This window comes from Rhizobium sp. 16-488-2b (assembly GCF_017741815.1).
GTDB lineage: Bacteria > Pseudomonadota > Alphaproteobacteria > Rhizobiales > Rhizobiaceae > Rhizobium.
On record NZ_JAGHMF010000004.1, the window covers coordinates 48,790 to 64,651 of the forward strand.

Consider the following 15,862-nt stretch of genomic DNA (forward strand, 5'->3'; position numbering starts at 1 on the left):
TAGACCGACGTTTGACAGATGGCCAAGAGGGTTTGATGGGACGTGCTCGTGGAGAGAGAGATGACCGCTACTAAAGGCGCCTGAGCCCATTCACTCGGGCACAGCTTTTACCTCCCTCATTCCTGTGCTCGTCACAGGAAACCAGCCGACGCGTGTCTACGCGGCGAAAAGAGTCTATTGCGATCAAGGACTTGATCACGCTGGATCCCTGTGGCATCGCCCGGACGAAGTCTGGGCACAGGGATGAGGTGAGAGTATGGGGATCGCGCCGAGAATATCGCCGGCGCATCTTCCTCTTGCCGCGGCCTCAAGCCCCGTCCAGCGGCTCCACGCCCTGCGGTTTTCCCGCGCGGTCGAGCCTGATCTTCTCAATCCGGTTTTCGGCGGCCGAAAGCAGCGTCTCGCAATGCTTCTTCAGCGCTTCGCCGCGCTCGTAGATTTCGATGGACTCGTCCAGCGCCACGTCGCCGCGTTCCAGCCGGGCGACGATGCTTTCGAGTTCGGCGACAGCCTTTTCGAAAGAGAGGCCGGAAACCTCCGGCTTGGCGTTGTCGGTCATGCTCAACCCTTCATCATTCTCAAAACATGCAAGCCTGCCGATTCGGCCAGGCCCTCAAGATCATAGCCGCCTTCCAGAAGGCTGACGACCCGGTTGCCGGCACTTTTATCGGCCACTTCGAGCAGCCGCCCGGTCGCCCAGTCGAAGTCCTCGCCGACGAGGTTGATCTGCGCCAGCGGGTCGCGGTGATGCGCATCGAAGCCGGCCGAGATGATGATGAGGTCGGGGCGGAAGTCGTTGAGCGCCGGCAGCACGCGGGATTTGAACGCCTCACGGAAATGCTCGCTGCCGACATTGGGCGAGAGCGGCGCGTTGACGATCGTGTCGTGCGCGCCGGTCTCCGTCTTGGCGCCGCTGCCCGGGTAGAGCGGCATCTGGTGCGTGGAGCAGAACAACACGGATGGATCGTCCCAAAAGATGTCCTGGGTGCCGTTGCCGTGGTGCACGTCCCAATCGACGATGGCCACGCGCTCGGCGCCATGCTTAAGCTGGGCGTGGCGGGCGGCGATGGCGGCGTTGTTGAAGAAGCAGAAGCCCATCGCCTTCGACTTCTCGGCGTGGTGGCCGGGTGGCCGCGAGGCGACGAAGACGTTGTCCGCCTTGCCGGTGAAGACGTCGTCGACCGCCGCCATCGCGCCGCCGATCCCTGTCAGCGCCGCCTGCAAGCTTTTTGGGCTGGCATAGGTGTCGGCCTCGAGCTGGTTGATCTCGCCGTCTTCCTCCGGCACCTGCCGCATGACGGCGAAGAGATGCTCTTCCGGATGCGCCAGAAGCACGGCGTCTTCCGATGCCTGCGGTGCCTGCTGGCGGTCCAGCCGGTCGAAATGCGGATGCCCCAGCGCGACGTTCAGCGCCCGCAGCCGGTCAGAGCGCTCGGGGTGGCCCTCGGGCGTGATGTGTTCCAGAAAGATCGGATGTTCGTAAAGGCGGGTGCTCATAAGAGCCTTTCCTGGTTAGATTGAAGCATTCTGTTGGCTCAAACGGAGTCGAATGGTCGTCCGGCCGGCGCGCGTCGTAGCCCAAGCATACGGCCAAGCCGGCCGGACGATCAGGCGGCCCGTTTCAGCCAACCCCGGTGGTTTGCTTCGCAAACCAGCTAGGGCCGGGCATCTTTCCGCCAGGATCAAAGGCGATCGGCTCGACCGTACCCGAGGTATGCCCTTCGCCAATCGCCTTTGCCCTGACGAAAACCTGCTCCGGCAGAATGCTTCAAGCTAACCAGGAAAGGCTCCAAATCACTCTATCTGCCTGCCTCGTCATGTTCCACAGCAGATGGGGTAGGGGCTTGCGATTTCAACAATCGCGCACTGTCATACGCCTTTCGCGTTCATTTACATAATATTAGCTGGACGTTATTCTCGAGGACTAAAGCAATTCCAGCAAAAGTGTAGCGCGGTTTTGCGTCCGGAATTGCGCAATAGCAAAGGGTGAGCCGGGGGAAATCGATGAACGCTGCGATGCGCTCCAACATTGTGCAGATCCACGTGCCATTTCGTGATGTGGACATGAACGGCCAGATGTTCCTCGGCTCCTACATCTCCTATGCCGAATCCGCGCTGGCGAAATTCTGGTCCGAGCGACCGGAACTGGCCGACGAGCCGCTTTATGTGGCGAGCAAGATCACCTGCATCCTGCATCGACCTCTGCGCTATGACGAAATGGTGCTGTTCACAACCGCCGTCGACAAGATCGGCGTGCGCTCCGTCGGCTTCATCATCGCGGTAGATACGGGCGATGAGCGCGCCGCCGAGGTCGAGATCGTCTGGCAGGCACAGACCCGCGAGGACAAGGCGCCGGTCCCGCTGCCTGAGCTGACGCGGGACTGGCTCTACGGTTTCATGAACTAGGTTCTGGCTTAGCCTTTAATCGGCAGCAGCGGATAGCCGGCCATGACGGCGCGGCCGACCAGCGCCGCCACGAAGGCCTTGATCACGTCGCCGGGAATGAAGGCCATCGAGCCGGTAAACGCGGCCTTCAGGCCGATCTGCGCGGCAAAGGCGAGATAGACGATGCCGAAGGCATAGAGCACGACGATCCCGCCCATCATCGCCGCGAAGAAGAAGCCGGTCAGCTGCATGCCGGCCGCCTGGCCGTGCTTCACCAGCCGCTCGCTGATATAGCCCGTCGTAAACGCGGCGAAGACCCAGCCGATCAGGAAGCCGGTGGTGGGCGCCGCAAACGCCGCAAGACCGCCGCGTCCGCCGGAGAGAACCGGCAGGCCGATCGCGACAAGCACGAGCACGATCAGCACCGCCACCGTGCCGCGCCGAGCGCCGAGCACCACGCCGGCCATCATCACGCCGAGCGACTGCGCCGTGATCGGTACCGGAATGAAGCCGAGCGTGATTGGCGGCAGGATGCCGAGCGCGACGATGATGGCGGCAAACAGGGCGGACAGAACGAGGTCTCGGGTGCTCATGATGGCTCCGTGGTTCAATAGGTGCTAATTCACATGCCGCCGAATACCGCGCGCGTCAATCGCAGCCGCGATGTTATCGGCATCCTTCAGCGTCAGGATGATCAGCGGCACCAGCACGGTCGCCGGCCGCACCTTCAGCCCGCGCGCATGGTGCGCCTCGGCAATCGCGTGGTAGCGGCCGATGATTTCAGGCACGAATCGCACAACCAGCCCGACGGCCAGCCCGACATCGTCGGCGCGCACCAGCCCGAGCCGCTCCAGCGGCCGCGCGGCAAGCGTGATCTCGTCCATGAAGGCGGCAATCGTGGTGGTGGCGGTCACGCTCGCGGCAAACAGCATCAGCGCCGTTAGCCGAAGCAGCGCCACGACTGCGCCATGCCAGGGATTGAAGGCGAGGCTGAAGACGGCGACGATGAGAATGGTGAGAAGGATCGGCTTCAAGCGCGCAAGGGCTGCACGAACCGGCATGCCGATGCCGAAATAGACCGCGCCCGTAACGACGGCGGCCACGGCAAGCAGCGCGATGTTGGTGGTGGTAAAGAGCGCGATGCCGAGTGCGGCAAGCACGATGAGCTTCACCCGCGCAGAGATCAGGTGCAGCCGGCTATTGCCCTCGACATAAAGCGATTGCATCAGGCCGCGAGCTCCCGGTAGCGGGCGATCGCCTGGGCGGCCGGCGCATCGGCTGCCAGTTGCCCCTGGTGAAACACCAGCACGCGCGGATAATCGGCGATCAGCTCCAGATCGTGGGTGATGACGATGGCGCTTTCGTGCAGGCTCTCGATCAGCCCCTGCACGAGGCCGCGGTTGCGCAGGTCGAGCTGGTTGGTCGGCTCGTCGAGAATGAGAATATCGGGACCGGTAGCGAGAACCGCACAAAGGGCCGCCATTTGCAATTCGCCGCCGGAAAGCTCGTGCGCGCGCCGCTCGGCCAGATGCCCGGCATTGAAGCGGTCGAGCACCTCGGCCACCCTGGCCTCGATATCCGTCTTTGAATAACCACGGCTTTTCAGCCCGAAGGCGATATCATCTCGCACGACGGGCAGGATGATCTGGTTCTGCGGTGATTGGAAGATGAAGCCGACATCGCCGAGCGCCGCCTTCTCGTCCGATGTATCGCGCCCGTTGACGATGACGCGGCCTGACGTCGGCTTGGTCAAGCCGTTGATCAGCCGCGCGAAGGTCGTCTTGCCGGAGCCGTTCAGCCCGATGATGGCGATGCGCTTTTCGGTGAGCTCCAACGTCAGCGGCTGCAGCGCAGTCCGCGATCCATAGCTGACACCGGCGCTTTCGAAACGGATATTCACTGCGTCCCCCTGAGGTGAAGCGCCGTTCTATAAACGAATGCGGCCGGAGGGAAGATCAAAATGCGACGCGACCTGACCCCATTGCATCCTCGCCCGAACCCGCCATATTCGGGTGGCTAGGAACATTTTCCGGATTATCATCGCTGCCATGACGAAGCTGATCTCCAATGCCGACGCCCGCCGCATCTTTCTGGCCAAGCAGGGCCTGAGTGCCCCGCCCAACCGCGTGCTCACCAAATCCGGCCTGCTGCAGCTGATCCACGATCTCGGCTTCGTGCAGATCGACAGCATCCAGTGGGTGGAGCGCGCCCATCACCAGATCCTTTTCTCGCGCAACCAGACCTACAAGCGCGAGCACCTGACGGCGCTGCTCGAAAAGGACGGCGCGCTGTTTGAGCACTGGACGCACGACGCCTCGATCCTGCCGAGCAGCTATTTCCGCTACTGGAAGCACAAGTTCCGGCGGGAGGAGGAGGTTCTGGTGGATCGCTGGCGCAAATGGCGCGGCGAGGGCTTCGAAGATGCCTTCGACGAGACCTATGAGCGGGTGAGCCGCGACGGCGCCATCATGGCGCGCGAGATCAAGGCCGATGGCCACGTTTCCGGCGGCTGGTGGAACTGGCATCCCAACAAGACGGCGCTCGAATATTTCTGGCGCACCGGCAAGTTCGCCATCTCCGGCCGCTCGAATTTCCAGAAGGTCTATGATCTGGTCGAGCGCGTCATCCCGGCCGAGTTTCACGAGCCCGAGGTCAGCCGCGAGGAATTCGTGGAGTGGGCGTGCCGCAGCGCGCTGACGAGGCTGGGTTTTGCCACCCATGGCGAGATCGCGGCCTTCTGGGCGCTGGTCTCGCCTGATGAGGCCAAGGGCTGGGTCACCGCGCACCGCGATGAACTGACCGAGATCCTGATCGAGCCGGCACTGGGCGGCAAGCCGCGCCCGTCATGGGCCTTTTCGGATTTCCTCGATACGCTCGACGATTACCCCGCCGCACCACCGCGCATCCGGGTGCTCAGCCCCTTCGATCCGATGATCCGTGATCGAAACCGCACCGAACGCCTCTTCGGCTTCTTCTATCGCATCGAGATCTTCGTGCCCGAGCCGAAGCGCGAATATGGCTACTACATCTTTCCGCTGCTGGAAGGCGATCGCCTGATCGGCCGCATCGACATGAAGGCGGACCGCAAGAAGGGCTCGCTCGACGTTAGGCGCTTGTGGCTGGAGCCGGGCGTAAAACCCTCCGCCGGCCGCCTTGAAAAGCTCGCAGCGGAGCTTGATCGCGTCGCCCGTTTCGCCGGTGTCGAGCGGGTCGAGATGCTGGATGGCTGGCGCGGCTAACCGATTGTCATCGTTGAGATAGTTCGGATTTTAGATGATTACCCCCTGTTAATCTTGACGGGGGTTTACCATGCTTCTTCGCGAACTTCTTAAGGACCGCGCTCCTACGATGACAGCATGAAAACACGAGCGATCAGATACGCCGCATGGACGGCATGGAACAGCCTCGCCCGCAGGGTCAGAGCACTGATGCGTAACCGTCGCGACGCCCGCGCCGCGGCGACAGGTTCGATCGTTTCGTTGAGCGAACAGCGTGCGCGGATGAAGCCCGTTACCGTCAGGTCCGCCCTGATCGATGCGGTCTATTTCAGCCAGGAAGACGGCAGGTTGCGTGTCTGCCTGAACAATGGCGAGGAGCGCATGTTCGAAGGCGTGGCCGAAGCCCATGTCATCGCCATGGTGACGTCTGAATCGCCGGGCAAATATTACATGCAGAACGTCAGGACGCGCTTTAAGCGCATCGCCGCCTGACGACGGTTCAAACCGGCGAGCCTTGCCCGCCGGTTGATCATCATGTTGGCCTTAGCCGATCTCTGTCTCGGCGATCTTGATGCCGAAGCCTTCGAGGCCGACATAGTGGCGCTCGCTGCGGGTCAGTAGCTTGATCGAGCTGACGCCGAGATCCTTCAGGATCTGCGCGCCGAGACCGATTTCCAGCCATTCGCTTTCACGGTTCTGCGCTTCCGCATGGGCTTCGCGGCCCTGGCCCAGCGCCTTGCGGCCGTTATCCTGGTGGCCGACGCCAACAGAACCTTCGCGCAGATAGACGATGACGCCGCGACCCTTCTCTGCGATCTTCTTCATGTAGTGATCGACCGAGCGCTTGCCGAACAGGTCGTCCACGACGCTTTCCGTGTGCAGGCGCACCGGAATGTCGATGCCGTCGCGGATGTCGCCGAAGACGACGGCGAGATGCTGCATCGGATCCCAGGGCAGTGAGTAGCTGTGGGCCTTGGCCTTGCCGAACGGCGTTTCGACGTCGAAGCTCGCCTGCAGCTGGATCAGCGTTTCCTTGCGCTGGCGGTATGCGATGAGGTCGGCAACGGAGACCAGCTTGAGGCCGTTCTCTTCGGCAAAGCTCGAGACCTGCGGGCCACGCATCACGCTGCCGGTGTCGTTGACCAGTTCGCAGATCACGCCGATCGGCGGCAGGCCGGCGAGCTTGCAGAGATCGACGGCGGCTTCCGTATGACCCGAGCGCATCAGAACTCCACCCTCGCGGGCGACCAGCGGGAAGATGTGGCCGGGGCGCACGAAGTCGGAGGCGCCGACATTCGGGTTGGCGAGGTTGCGCACCGTCAGCGTGCGGTCGTCGGCGGAGATGCCCGTCGTCGTGCCGTGCTTGAAGTCGACGGTGACGGTGAAGGCCGTCGTATGCGCGCTGTCGTTTTCCGCGACCATGGCGTTCAACCCGAGGCGCTTGGCCTCTTCCTTCGGCATCGGCGTGCAGACGATGCCCGAGGTATGGCGCACGATGAAGGCCATCTTTTCCGGCGTGCAGTGAACAGCGGCAACGATGAGATCGCCTTCGTTCTCGCGGCCGTCGTCATCGACGACGACAACGATTTCGCCGGCCTCGAAGGCCCGGATAGCGTCTACGACGCGCTTCTGATCGTAAGGCATGGGAACGTTCCTATTTCAGCCGGCCGGTCTGGCCGCGGTCTCGAAGGTAGTGGTCGGCGATGGCGCAGGCGATCATCGCTTCGCCGATCGGCACGGCGCGGATGCCGACGCAGGGGTCGTGGCGACCCTTGGTGCGGATATCGACATTCTTGCCGTCGGCATCGATTGACTGGCGCTCGGTCAGGATCGACGAGGTCGGCTTGATCGCGAAACGGGCGATGACAGGCTGACCGGTCGAAATACCGCCAAGGATGCCGCCGGCATGATTGGACAGGAAGATCGGCTGGCCGTCATTGCCCATGCGCATTTCGTCGGCGTTTTCCTCGCCGGTGATCTCGGCCGCCTCGAAGCCGTTGCCGATCTCCACGCCCTTGACGGCGTTGATCGACATCAGAAGCGAGGCGATATCCTGGTCGAGCTTGCCGTAGATCGGCGCGCCCAAACCGGCCGGAACGCCGTCAGCGACGACCTCGACCACGGCACCGATCGACGAACCCTTCTTGCGGATTCCGTCGAGATACTCTTCCCAGACGGGCACGATCTCGGGATCCGGCGCGAAGAACGGGTTCTGGTCGACCTGGTCCCAGTCCCAATTGTCGCGGTTGATCTTGTGCTTGCCGATCTGCACCAGCGCGCCGCGCACACGAACGCCGGGAACCACCAGCCGCGCGATGCCGCCGGCCGCGACGCGCGCCGCCGTCTCGCGCGCCGAAGAACGCCCGCCGCCGCGATAGTCGCGGATGCCGTATTTCAGATCATAGGTGTAATCGGCATGGCCCGGCCGGTACTGGCGGGCGATCTCGCCGTAATCCTTCGAGCGCTGGTCGGTGTTCTCGATCAGCATCGAGATCGGCGTGCCGGTCGAGATCATCGTCTCGCCGTCGGCATCGAACATCACGCCCGAGAGCACCTTGACGAGGTCGTCCTCGCGGCGTTGCGTCACGAAGCGCGACTGGCCGGGCTTGCGCTTGTCGAGCCACACCTGAAGGTCGGCGAGCTTGAAACGCAGGCCGGGAGGGCAGCCGTCGACGACGCAGCCGAGCGCCGGACCGTGGCTTTCGCCCCAGGTGGTTACGCGGAAGAGGTGACCGAATGTATTGTGTGACATATGCTCCGACCGGATCGCGCCGCCGGGCGTCCCCGGGCCGCGCCATTCTTTAAAAAGGCGCGACACTCATAGGCCAAAAGCCGAGAGGGCAAAAGGCTTTCTTTGCGCCAAACCGTCTCCATTGGGAAACGGTGTTTCCTCAAATCCGAGAACGATCGCGCAAAGCCATACTACGAAGCGATGCGCCAGGCCGTGTGGGTGGCCGCTTCGGTGAAATCGTCGAAGGAGAGGGGGCGCGAGAAGGCATAGCCCTGCAGAAGATCGCAGCCGAGTTCGAGAAGCAGGCTGGCATGCGCGACAGTCTCGACGCCCTCGGCCACGGTTTCGACGCCGAGCGAGCGGGCGATGTCGATGATCGAGCGCACCAGCGCGCGCTCCTGCGCCGAGGTGATGATCGGCTGCACCAGCTGCCGGTCGATCTTCAGCCGCTTCGGCTTCAGCTTTAGGAGGCTGACGATCGAGGTGTGGCCCGTGCCGAAATCGTCGATCTCGATATCGATCCCGAGCGCCTTGATCTTATCGAGGTTCTCGGCGGCGACGTCCTCGCTCTCGTCGAGGAAGATCGATTCCACCAGCTCGAACGAGATCTCGCCCGGCCGGATTTGCAGCATGCGCAGCGAATCGGCCAGCGCATCGTCATGCAGGCGCCGGGCAGACACGTTGACCGAGACCTTGGGAACGGAAACGCCAAGCGCCGCCCACCGCATCTTGTCCTTCAGCGCGGTTTCGAGAACGATGCGGTCGAGCGTCTGAACGACGTTGATTTCTTCGGCGACCTTCAGGAACTTGTCCGGCGTCAGCAGGCCCCGGGACGGATGCTGCCAGCGCACCAGCGCCTCGACGCCGGTCAGCTGCATGGTACGGGCGCTGAACTGCGGCTGGTACCATGTCGTGAACTCGCCGTTCTCGATGCCCGACAGGATCTCGTCGGCCAGCCGCTTGTTGTTGATGATGTCGGCCTGCAGATTGTGATTGAAGAACTGGAAGCGATTGCGGCCCTGGCTTTTGGCGCGGTAGAGCGCGATGTCGGCGTTGATCAGCACCTTGCGGGCATCGACGCGCATGCCGCTCGCCAGCGCAATCCCGATCGACACGCCGCAGCGGCAGGCAAAGCCCTGGAACTCGATGGGCTGGCGCATCTCCTCGACGATCCGGCCCGAAAGCGCCGACATTTCGGCATCATTGGCATTGAGAGCCAGGATCACGAATTCGTCGCCGCCGATGCGCGCCACGATATCGCTCGGCCGAATGCTGCGCGAAAGCACGCGGGAGGCATGGACGAGCATGGCGTCGCCAGCAGCGTGGCCGAGCGTGTCGTTGATCTCCTTGAAGCGGTCGAGGTCGATGTGCAGGATCGCGAATTTCTGCCTGGCGTGCTGACCGGCCTCGGTCAGCTGTTCCAGCGCCTTGTCGAGCTTGCGGCGGTTGGCGAGCCCGGTCAACGGGTCGTGCAGCGAATTGTGCTCGATGCGGTTGTTGGCGAGTTCGAGCTCGATGTTCTTGCCGATCGCCTCGTCCTTCGCCGCCTTCAGCTCCGCCGTCATCAGCGCGTCTTCGGTGATGTCGAAGGCAACGCCGATGATCTTCAGCTGGCCGTTCGACGTCGCGTGCACCTTTCCGGTCGAGCGCACATAGCGCATCGTACCGTCCTCGGTCGGCACGCGACAGACGACGGTATGCGTATCGCCGACCTTCTTGAAATGCCGTGCGCTTTCGATTGCGAGCGCGCGATCTTCTTCCAGCACGCAGGAGAGCCAGGTCTCCTCGTCCATGAAGCCGGCGCGCGGCTCCAGCCCGTAGAGCTCGTGCATCCGGTCGTCCCAGAACGAACCGGGCTTGCCGAGCGTGGCCTCGAAGATGCCGCACTGGTAGGAATCAAGCGCCAGATCGAGCTTGCCCGATAGCTCGGCAAGCTCGGCCTCGCGATGCGAGAGCTCGTCGAGAGCAAGTTCCAGCTCGGCGTTCTTGATATCGCTGCTGTCTTTCGCCCGGCGCAGCGTCTCGGCCGCAACCGCATCGGCGGTCACGTCCCAGACGATCCCGATCGTCTTGATCGTTCCTGCCGCGTCGCTGTAGACCGAGCCAACCGAGCGCAGATAGCGCGTGCCGCCGTCCGAAAGCTCGATCCGGTATTGCGTGGTGTAGGACGAGCCGGACCGGCCATCCTTCAGCAGGTGGATCTTTGCCACCCGGCGATCGTCGGGTGCTATCGTTTCCAGCCAGTCGTCGAGCGAGTAGCTGCCGTCGATCGCTTGTTTGCCATGAAGTGCCGCAGCGCGGCCGTCCCAGAACAGGCTCTGGCCGCCATTCCTCAGTTCCCAGATGCCGATATTGGATGTCTCCAGCGCCAGATTGAGCCGCTGCGACAGCTCCAGCAGCGTCTCCTCGCGCTTCTCCAGCTGCCTGATGTTCTTGTTGCGCTCGCCGAGCAGAAGGGTCGCGAAGAACACCGGAATGATGGTGAGGCAGGCGGCGGCGAGAATGATGAACCGCAACGTCTGCTGATTCTCTGGAGGGGCGGTCCAGCCGGTCTTCGGCGCCGCCGCGATCTCCCAACGCCCGCCCGCGAATGTGATCTTGCGCGTCAGCGGCCGCTGCCCCAGCACCTCCGGCGAACCGAAGAATGGGGAGGCGGCCGCGCCCGTCGTTCCAAGATCGCGCAGCGCGATGGAGAGGTGGTCGAGATGCGGATACTTCTCGCGGTTCTCGCTGTCGCGCGCCGGCCTCAGCCCGGTGTTCTCGTAGAACATGTCGGCGTCAATGACTGCCTCGACCGCGCCCCAGACCCGCCGCTGGCCGTTCTCCTTGACGAACACGGGGAAGAAGATCGCGAATGTGTCCTTGCCGTCGAGCGTGCGGATCGGTCCGTAGAAGCGCGCCTGCTGGTTGCCGGTGGTGCGCGCCACCGACTTGCGATCCATCAGGAACTCGCGCACGTCGTGGCCAAGCCGCTCCTTGCCCTCCGTCGGCGGAAAGATCGACTGCACGATGAAATCGGGCGCAACGGCGATATGCACGAAATGCGGGTTCTGGATGAGCAGCCAGTTGATCTGCCGTTCCATCTCCTCGGTGCCCACCTTCGAACTGATCGCGACCATGTTGGAGAGGTCGCGCACGATGGTGATGTCCATGTTGATCTGGGACGTTACACGCGCGCGAATAAGGCTGGTCTCGTTTTCCGTGCGGATCGTCAATTCGCGAAGATTAGCCGCGGTATTGGCGCGATCCAGGCTGAAGCCGACGATGATGACGACGACGGCAACCAGGCAGGAAACCAGAAACGAGATATGGGTATTCCTCAAAGCACTCCGCGTTGCCTCGTTATGTTTCCTGCGGAATAGCAAAACCCCAGTCTCCCTGTTTCCCTATGACTGTAAGTAGCGGGGGTTAATTTACGATTTCTTACAGGTAGTATTGGGAACACGTTTTAAGTGTACGGCTGTATTAACGAACCCTCTTGATTGTTGTTAAAATGCGCTTCATCAATTGGGCGGGAATGGTCACGGTTCAGGGCAAATTTCGCCATATTCGGGAGGCTATCTATGCACAATTGGATGTTTGAGTCGTGTTTTCGAAGGAATGCCGTCATGCGCTTCGTAGTTGCTACACTTTTGGCCACAGCGAGTTTTCTGTCGCCGATCAGCGGTTTTGCCGAAAGCGCGGACGTCGAAGCGACGATCAAGAACATCGACATGAGCAATCTCAGCCTCACGCTCGATGACGGCAAGACCTATCAGGCGTCGGAAGAATTCAATTTCGAAGGCTTGAGGGCAGGCGTAAAGGTTATCGTCTTCTATACGGAAGTCGACGGAAAGCGCGTCATCAACGATCTCGATATCGTACAGTAATTCGGCTGGCGCGAAGCCTAGCCTCTCCTGATTAAATCCAGGCGATCTGCTTCGTGTCGGTCTCGATCTTGAGAATCCGGTCCTGCGGAATCTCGCCCCCGGCCGCCTCACTCTTAGGGACGTCGGCAATGGTCCGAAACAGGCTGCGAATGACGCCGCCATGCGTGACACACACCGTCGGCCGGTCCACCTCGTTCAGCCAGGAAGCCACCCGCCACGACATGATCTCGTAGCTCTCTGCATCGGCACCCGGCGGGATGAAGTCCCACTTGTTGAGATTGCGCTCGACCACCCGCTCCTTTGCGGTCACCTTCAATTCCTTGATCGTAAAGCCTTCCCAGTCACCGAACGACACTTCGACCAGGCGCTCGTCGGTGCGGTAGTTCTTGGGCGGGAGGTTCATTGCTTCGCGGGCGATCTCCATCGTCGCGCGCGTACGGCCAAGCGGGCTCGCGATGAAATCGAATTCGATGTCTTCGACCTTCAGGATTTCCGCGAGATTGATGCCGTTCTGGCGCGCCTGCTCACGACCGATGGCATTGAGCGGAATATCCTTTTGCCCTTGCAGGCGGCGTTCCGCGTTCCAGTCTGTCTGGCCGTGACGAATGACGTAGATAAGCAATGATCGGCTCCATATCGCAAACGGCCCCTGATCGCTTCCGCGAGGAGGGGCCGCGAGCATGACTCTTAAGAGAGTACGATCAGTCTTTTATGACGGAAATATCCGGCGCGTCCACAGCCTTCATGCCGATAACATGATAACCGCTGTCGGCGTGATGCACTTCGCCGGTGACCGAGCGCGACAGGTCGGACAGCATGTAGAGGCCGACATCGCCGACTTCTTCGATGGTGACGGTGCGGCGCAGCGGCGCGTTGTATTCGTTCCACTTCAGAATATAGCGGAAGTCGCCAATACCGGACGCTGCAAGCGTCTTGATCGGGCCGGCCGAGATCGCGTTGACGCGGATGTTCTTCGGTCCGAGATCGACCGCCAGATACTTCACGCTGGCTTCAAGAGCTGCCTTGGCAACGCCCATGACGTTGTAGTTCGGCATGACCTTTTCGGCGCCGTAATAGGTCAGCGTCAGCATCGAGCCGCCATCCGTCATCAGCTTCTCGGCGCGGCGTGCGACCGAGGTGAACGAATAGACGGAGATCTGCATCGTCTTGGCGAAGTTGTCCGCCGTGGTGTCGACGTAACGGCCGGTGAGCTCGTCCTTGTCCGAAAAGCCAATCGCATGCACGATGAAGTCGATCTTGCCCCAGGTCTTCTCGATGTTGTCGAAAACCTCGTCGATCGATGCTTCATCGCTGACATCACAGTGTCCAGCAAGAATGCCGCCGAGTTCGGCTGCCAGCGGCTCGACCCGCTTCTTCAGCGCATCACCCTGATAAGTAAAGGCAACCTCGCCGCCCTGTGCATGAATAGCTTTGGCAATGCCCCACGCAATCGAACGATTGTTGGCAACGCCCATGATGACGCCGCGCTTGCCTGACATGAGGCCTTGTGCCTGAGCCATGTTTCGCCCCTTAGGTAAATTGATCGATCCTGCCTATGGCATAGCCGGCCAGCCGGTTCAAGATTGCTAGCAATCATCAACTGTTAGGGAACGTAACAAAGGGTGCTAATGTCACCTAAAATTCACAAAAACAGGCCGTTCTTCATAATTCTCATCAAATCCGTGACCTTATCGTCGGGCTTTTCCCACAGGATAATGCGCAGTTCGACCACCAGATCGCCCTTTCCGCCATCCGATTTGGGCAATCCCTGGCCTTCGAAGCGGATTGATTTGTCCGATCCCGACCATGCCGGCACGGTGACCGTCAGTGGTCCGTTCGGTCCGTCGATGCGCGCGTCGGTGCCGAGCACGGCGTTTTCGATGGTGACGGGAAGCACGGTGTGCAGGTCGAAACCGTCGACGGTAAAGTCGGCATGTGGGGCGATATGAATGTTGACGACCGCGTCGCCGCGCTGCATGCCCGTCAGCTTGTGGCCCTGGCCTTTGAGGCGCACCGTGTGGCCCTCGGTGGTCCCCGGCGTCAGCGCGAAGCCGGCGTCGCGGCCATCGCCGAGATCGACGTTCACCCAGGCACCCTTCAAGATGTCCTCGATGGTTACCGTGGCAATGGCCAGCTGGTCCGGCGCCTTCTCGGGCGCGGGGGTCGCACCGCCGGTAAAGCGGCGGACGAATGAGGTGAGGAGGCTGAGCGGCTGCAGGACGGCAGCGCTCGCCGCCGCGGTCTCATCCGCGCCGTGCTCGTCGTCTACTGTCTTGCCGGAGTCGCCGGCCTTGGCGCTCTCGGTAGTCTTATCTGTTTGCTTGTCGGTCTCGGCTTGCTCGGGCTCCGGCCGCTTGGTCCGGCCGGAAGCAAAGCCGCGCGCCCGTCCGCCACCGCTCGCCGCGCGCGCCTGGTTGCCAAAGATCCGCTCGATCATTTCTTCCGCGGGTTCTGCGGCGCCGGCCTGCTGCTGCTGTTGCGGCTGCGGCTGCGGCTGCGGCTGCTTGGCGGCCTCGGCTGCCGCCTTCTGCGCCGCTGCCCGCGCCAGTTCTTCCATCACCCGCTCGGCGTTTTCCTGCGCCTGCTTGGCGCGGATCGCGGCTTCGCGCGCCGCCTGACGCTGCGCCATGATGGTGTTTTCGTTCTGCTTTTCGTTCTGCTTGGCTTCCGCCGCCCGCGCCGCGCTGTCGAACAGACTGCGCTTCTTCGGGTCCTTCAGCGTGTCGTAGGCACGGCCGATCTCGGCGAAGCGCGCACCGGCCAGCGGGTCGCCCTGATTGTGGTCAGGGTGCACCACCTTGGCCATGTTGCGCCAAGCTGCCTTGATCTCGTCCTGCCCCGCATCGCGCCTGACGCCCAATATCTTATAAGGATCGCGCATGTTCCAAACCGCCCGGTGTCCAAATGCGAGGTGCCGTTTGGCACCCCGAAGCCCCGATTAAACTCATTTGGTGCGCCGAAGTTCGCTTCGCGAGCAGAAAATCTGCGCACATATGCGAACCACAGTCCCGCAAACTTGCTAATCAGTCCTTATTTGGCGTCAGGACACGCCGCGGTTTTATGCGGAATGGTTATCTTTTGCTAAATCTGGAAACGTAGCCGAGGGCAGCCGTTAACGACTGGCTGAAAAGGCTGCTCAGCTCTCGGGCTGGAAGCTCAGAAGCTGCCAGTTGCCGCCGCCGACGAGGCAGGTCTTGCCATAGAATTTCGAGATGCCGACATAGGAGTGGCGCGTCGTCTTGAACTGACGGCAGACCTGGCCGGTGTCGTTGTTTTCGACGATCGTGTCGATCACGCCGGCGCTGCCGGTGGAAGCGTTCGCCCAGGGAAGGGGGCGTCCCTGCAGGCCGTTGATGTCGGCCGAAGTCACGGCATTGCCCACGGTCATTTCGTCGGAGATGCTGTCGCTCGTCGGCGCCGGCTGCGGCACGGTGCCTGTGGCCACCGAACGGTCGACCTTGTTGCTGCTGAACATATCAAGCCCGCCGGCCATGCAGCCGGAGAGGGAAAGCACTGCCGTTCCGACAACGCAGATGGCCGCGCATTGGCGCATGAGGCCCTTTGTATGACGAACTGACTTTGCTATGACTTCCACCCTGTGTCCTGTCCAGTGGTTTTGGGCTGGGCAATTATCGAATAAACCCGGGGCATTTGAGCTA

Annotated in this window: 16 protein-coding genes; 4 read left to right on the forward strand and 12 right to left on the reverse strand. The window is 61.9% G+C overall.

Annotation, left to right across the window (positions count from 1 at the left end; genetic code table 11):
• Positions 1–307: 307 nt before the first annotated feature.
• Entirely contained in the window at positions 308–559 is a 252-nt protein-coding gene (locus J5286_RS04915; RefSeq protein WP_047507965.1) for an exodeoxyribonuclease VII small subunit, read from the reverse strand.
• Between the two features lie 2 nt (positions 560–561).
• Positions 562–1,497 carry a histone deacetylase family protein gene (locus J5286_RS04920; protein ID WP_209189434.1) on the reverse strand — a complete coding sequence of 312 codons (936 nt, stop codon included), beginning with the start codon at positions 1,495–1,497 and terminating at the stop codon, positions 562–564.
• Positions 1,498–2,004: 507 nt separating this feature from the next.
• Here J5286_RS04920 and J5286_RS04925 point away from each other — a divergent pair.
• The gene (locus tag J5286_RS04925) at positions 2,005–2,406 is read left to right on the forward strand and encodes an acyl-CoA thioesterase (RefSeq protein ID WP_112982209.1); all 402 of its coding nucleotides are present in this window, start codon (positions 2,005–2,007) and stop codon (positions 2,404–2,406) included.
• Between the two features lie 8 nt (positions 2,407–2,414).
• On the opposite strand, the gene J5286_RS04930 is transcribed toward J5286_RS04925, so the two are convergent.
• The 3 genes from J5286_RS04930 to J5286_RS04940 are packed head-to-tail and all read right to left on the reverse strand — an operon-like array spanning position 2,415 to position 4,285.
• On the reverse strand, positions 2,415–2,978 hold the full coding sequence (locus tag J5286_RS04930) for a biotin transporter BioY (protein WP_209189436.1): 564 nt from the start codon (positions 2,976–2,978) through the stop codon (positions 2,415–2,417).
• A 24-nt stretch (positions 2,979–3,002) separates the two neighbouring features.
• Complete coding sequence (locus J5286_RS04935; RefSeq protein ID WP_209189438.1) at positions 3,003–3,611, reverse strand: energy-coupling factor transporter transmembrane component T family protein; 609 nt, start codon at positions 3,609–3,611, stop codon at positions 3,003–3,005.
• Entirely contained in the window at positions 3,611–4,285 is a 675-nt protein-coding gene (locus J5286_RS04940; protein ID WP_209189439.1) for an energy-coupling factor ABC transporter ATP-binding protein, read from the reverse strand. The genes J5286_RS04935 and J5286_RS04940 overlap by 1 nt, the downstream gene beginning before the upstream one ends.
• Positions 4,286–4,433: 148 nt before the next feature.
• On the opposite strand from J5286_RS04940, the gene J5286_RS04945 reads away from it, so the two are divergent.
• Together J5286_RS04945 and J5286_RS31130 are read left to right on the forward strand one after the other, a co-directional pair.
• Positions 4,434–5,624, forward strand: a complete 1,191-nt coding sequence (locus J5286_RS04945) for a winged helix-turn-helix domain-containing protein (protein WP_209189441.1) — start codon at positions 4,434–4,436, stop codon at positions 5,622–5,624.
• A 117-nt stretch (positions 5,625–5,741) separates the two neighbouring features.
• The gene (locus J5286_RS31130; RefSeq protein ID WP_081992997.1) at positions 5,742–6,095 is read left to right on the forward strand and encodes a KTSC domain-containing protein; all 354 of its coding nucleotides are present in this window, start codon (positions 5,742–5,744) and stop codon (positions 6,093–6,095) included.
• A gap of 51 nt (positions 6,096–6,146) precedes the next feature.
• On the opposite strand, the gene ribB is transcribed toward J5286_RS31130, so the two are convergent.
• The 3 genes from ribB to J5286_RS04965 all read right to left on the reverse strand — a co-directional run bounded on the left by ribB (position 6,147) and on the right by J5286_RS04965 (position 11,657).
• Complete coding sequence (gene ribB, locus J5286_RS04955; RefSeq protein ID WP_047507948.1) at positions 6,147–7,247, reverse strand: 3,4-dihydroxy-2-butanone-4-phosphate synthase; 1,101 nt, start codon at positions 7,245–7,247, stop codon at positions 6,147–6,149.
• A gap of 10 nt (positions 7,248–7,257) precedes the next feature.
• A complete protein-coding gene (gene aroC / locus J5286_RS04960) occupies positions 7,258–8,355 on the reverse strand; it encodes a chorismate synthase (RefSeq protein ID WP_209189443.1) in 1,098 nt (365 codons plus the stop codon).
• 170 nt (positions 8,356–8,525) lie between these two features.
• A complete protein-coding gene (locus tag J5286_RS04965) occupies positions 8,526–11,657 on the reverse strand; it encodes a bifunctional diguanylate cyclase/phosphodiesterase (protein ID WP_209189444.1) in 3,132 nt (1,043 codons plus the stop codon).
• 285 nt (positions 11,658–11,942) lie between these two features.
• On the opposite strand from J5286_RS04965, the gene J5286_RS04970 reads away from it, so the two are divergent.
• Positions 11,943–12,203: a DUF1344 domain-containing protein gene (locus J5286_RS04970; protein WP_209189446.1), complete on the forward strand. Its 261-nt coding sequence runs from the start codon at positions 11,943–11,945 to the stop codon at positions 12,201–12,203.
• A gap of 31 nt (positions 12,204–12,234) precedes the next feature.
• Here J5286_RS04970 and J5286_RS04975 read toward each other — a convergent pair whose 3' ends face one another.
• From J5286_RS04975 to J5286_RS04990, 4 genes are all read right to left on the reverse strand, one after another.
• Positions 12,235–12,825 (reverse strand): histidine phosphatase family protein, encoded by a 591-nt coding sequence (locus J5286_RS04975; protein ID WP_209189448.1) that lies wholly within the window; start codon positions 12,823–12,825, stop codon positions 12,235–12,237.
• A 79-nt stretch (positions 12,826–12,904) separates the two neighbouring features.
• On the reverse strand, positions 12,905–13,723 hold the full coding sequence (fabI, locus tag J5286_RS04980; RefSeq protein ID WP_209189449.1) for an enoyl-ACP reductase FabI: 819 nt from the start codon (positions 13,721–13,723) through the stop codon (positions 12,905–12,907).
• 122 nt (positions 13,724–13,845) lie between these two features.
• Positions 13,846–15,084, reverse strand: a complete 1,239-nt coding sequence (locus J5286_RS04985; RefSeq protein ID WP_209189450.1) for a DnaJ C-terminal domain-containing protein — start codon at positions 15,082–15,084, stop codon at positions 13,846–13,848.
• A 255-nt stretch (positions 15,085–15,339) separates the two neighbouring features.
• A complete protein-coding gene (locus J5286_RS04990) occupies positions 15,340–15,798 on the reverse strand; it encodes an RT0821/Lpp0805 family surface protein (RefSeq protein ID WP_047507938.1) in 459 nt (152 codons plus the stop codon).
• Positions 15,799–15,862 lie beyond the last annotated feature (64 nt).

Coding starts and splice junctions, on each gene's coding strand:
- J5286_RS04915 (WP_047507965.1), bottom strand. CDS start 559: ATGACCGACAACGCCAAGCCGGAGGTTTCCGGCCTCTCTTTCGAAAAG.
- J5286_RS04920 (WP_209189434.1), bottom strand. CDS start 1,497: ATGAGCACCCGCCTTTACGAACATCCGATCTTTCTGGAACACATCACG.
- J5286_RS04925 (WP_112982209.1), top strand. CDS start 2,005: ATGAACGCTGCGATGCGCTCCAACATTGTGCAGATCCACGTGCCATTT.
- J5286_RS04930 (WP_209189436.1), bottom strand. CDS start 2,978: ATGAGCACCCGAGACCTCGTTCTGTCCGCCCTGTTTGCCGCCATCATC.
- J5286_RS04935 (WP_209189438.1), bottom strand. CDS start 3,611: ATGCAATCGCTTTATGTCGAGGGCAATAGCCGGCTGCACCTGATCTCT.
- J5286_RS04945 (WP_209189441.1), top strand. CDS start 4,434: ATGACGAAGCTGATCTCCAATGCCGACGCCCGCCGCATCTTTCTGGCC.
- J5286_RS31130 (WP_081992997.1), top strand. CDS start 5,742: ATGAAAACACGAGCGATCAGATACGCCGCATGGACGGCATGGAACAGC.
- ribB (WP_047507948.1), bottom strand. CDS start 7,247: ATGCCTTACGATCAGAAGCGCGTCGTAGACGCTATCCGGGCCTTCGAG.
- aroC (WP_209189443.1), bottom strand. CDS start 8,355: ATGTCACACAATACATTCGGTCACCTCTTCCGCGTAACCACCTGGGGC.
- J5286_RS04970 (WP_209189446.1), top strand. CDS start 11,943: ATGCGCTTCGTAGTTGCTACACTTTTGGCCACAGCGAGTTTTCTGTCG.
- fabI (WP_209189449.1), bottom strand. CDS start 13,723: ATGGCTCAGGCACAAGGCCTCATGTCAGGCAAGCGCGGCGTCATCATG.
- J5286_RS04985 (WP_209189450.1), bottom strand. CDS start 15,084: ATGCGCGATCCTTATAAGATATTGGGCGTCAGGCGCGATGCGGGGCAG.